This is a genomic window from Ureibacillus terrenus (assembly GCF_006569205.1).
Lineage (GTDB): Bacteria > Bacillota > Bacilli > Bacillales_A > Planococcaceae > Ureibacillus > Ureibacillus terrenus.
In genome coordinates this window covers 1-2112 of record NZ_VIGD01000048.1, presented here as the reverse complement: position 1 = coordinate 2112, position 2112 = coordinate 1, and the positions used below count along the sequence as shown (strand labels likewise).

Below are 2112 nucleotides of genomic sequence, written 5' to 3'. Positions count from 1 at the left end.
AAATATACATAAGCTGATTCATGGAGACAAAGGATACTTTGTATCCTCTCTCCACAGCGTGTATTCCTAATGCAACGGATAAATGTGTTTTTCCTGCTCCTGTTGGTCCCATCAAAATTAAAGTAAAAAATTCTTCAATCCAATTCAGTTCTTTTAATACATTTAGTTGTTTTTCACCAAGAGCTGTTTGTTCCTTCAAATCATAGGTATCAAACGTCAATATTTCTGGGAACTCTGCCCATTTCATTAATCTCTCATTATTTTTCTGCTCTCTACATCGCATCTCATAGCTTAAGATTTCATAAACCAGTTCATGATATGTCCAATTCTTTGCTTCAGCTTCACGGAGTAAATTCGGTAATTCTTTAGCCGTCTCAGCGAGGCGCAAGGTACGACATTTATCTTGTAAAATTTCATAGGGATGATGATTCATTCATTTTCACCTCCAGATAAGACTTTTAAATAAATGTCTTCGGATCGTTCTGGTGCTGATAAATCTTTATACTTCTCATTCAATTCAACGATTTTAGGTGAACTTTTTTGATATTGTACAGATAATGCATGTGCAATATCCCGAAAATCATTTGCACTGGTCATTCCAAGTTTCTTCATTTCAGATAAAGCTTCCTCACAATGATTTGGGTAAATTCTGATGGCTTGTTGTAGTACTTTGAGTTGATCCACTAAATGACGTGGATATCGTTCTTTCAATTTGTGTATTAACCATTGAATATTCTCTTTATCTATGAATGTTTCTTGAATTTGATGAATTAAAAGATCTCGTTTACTTGTGCTATGTTCCCGATGGGAGGGATCTGTAATAATCAATCCTTTTCCTTCGGATATTCGGTGCTTTGCTAACTCCATCCCAGTTTCTTTCAGTCGAATAATTAACCAACCATCCTCTTCTTGTAAATAAGCAAGATTTGGGGCATCTGCTCTATATGTTCCTTTAGGAACGCTATATCGATTTCCTTCATAACGAATAACATTGTCCTTATGGATATTTCTTGTTATACTTGGAGTTGAAACATTTGCGAAAATGTAAGTACCAGAGACTTTCTTTAAGTGTTGCTTTTCCAGGGCGTGCACTTCAGAAGGTCTCTTTTTCGTATTATGATGAACTTTATAGTTTCCTGTTCTTTTCAACCAAGCGTGGCACGATTGATTCCAATCTGAAAGATGATCGAATACTCGATTTTTGCTAAAATTATTTTTTACAAATTTCACAACCTGTTCAATTTTACCTTTTGATTCCGGATCACTCTTTCTACATAAATAAACATTAAATTTACGGGTATGATGATATTTAGTAAATTCAGCTGTAAGAATTAAATCACCTGCATTTTCACTAACTGCTAATAACGCATCTTGGTCATAGACCATTTCTTCTGGCATTCCTCCAAAGTATTCAAATGCATTTTCATGCATTCGAATCATATCGGAAGTACGAAAAGGTCGATCGAGCCATTCTACATATTTATATCTTGAATGTGATAAAACAAATGCGATAAAATACAACTTTTTATTCTCACCTTGTCTGTTTTTGACGGTAGTTTGTCCAAAATCCACTTGAGCCTGTTTTCCCATTGGTAATTCTGGAACTACACTATATGTCCTCTGAACCTTTACCTTTGGAATCCGATAGTAATCCCTCATTTCGTTTAAATAATTTCGTACAGTGTTCTCAGCGACTTCCCTGAAACCTAACTTTTCTTCCAACCAATCATAAACTTGTGCAGCAGTTAAATCAGGATGTTCCTTCAACCACCCTAGAATTTGATCATGATAAGGGTCTAGTTTCTTTTCTCTTGTACGTAATGTACTTAAAAATTCTTCAAACTCATCAGTACTCATATTCAAATAATCTATCACTCTATTTCTTGAAATATTTAGTTTTCTTGCAATAGCACTCTTGGAGAATCCCTCTTTGTATAAACGATGAATCTCGATGTAAAGCATAAATCTGTTCACTCCTAATTCCTCACTTTCAATAGACTAGTAACAGTATATTTGAAAGTGATTGATGGTGGGGAAACTGTTTAATCTTATTTGGGGAATTCTGTTGAGTTCTATTTGTGGAAAACTGTTGATTCTAGTTTAGCGTTTACA

2 protein-coding genes are annotated in these 2112 nt (G+C 34.6%); both read right to left on the bottom strand.

The features are described from left to right. On the bottom strand, positions 1 to 433 hold a 433-nt coding region (locus FKZ59_RS14185; RefSeq protein WP_181733315.1), incomplete at its 3' end, for an ATP-binding protein. Then, complete coding sequence (istA, locus tag FKZ59_RS14180) at positions 430 to 1962, bottom strand: IS21 family transposase (protein ID WP_016839663.1); 1533 nt, start codon at positions 1960 to 1962, stop codon at positions 430 to 432. The genes FKZ59_RS14185 and istA, both read right to left, overlap by 4 nt. Positions 1963 to 2112 lie beyond the last annotated feature (150 nt).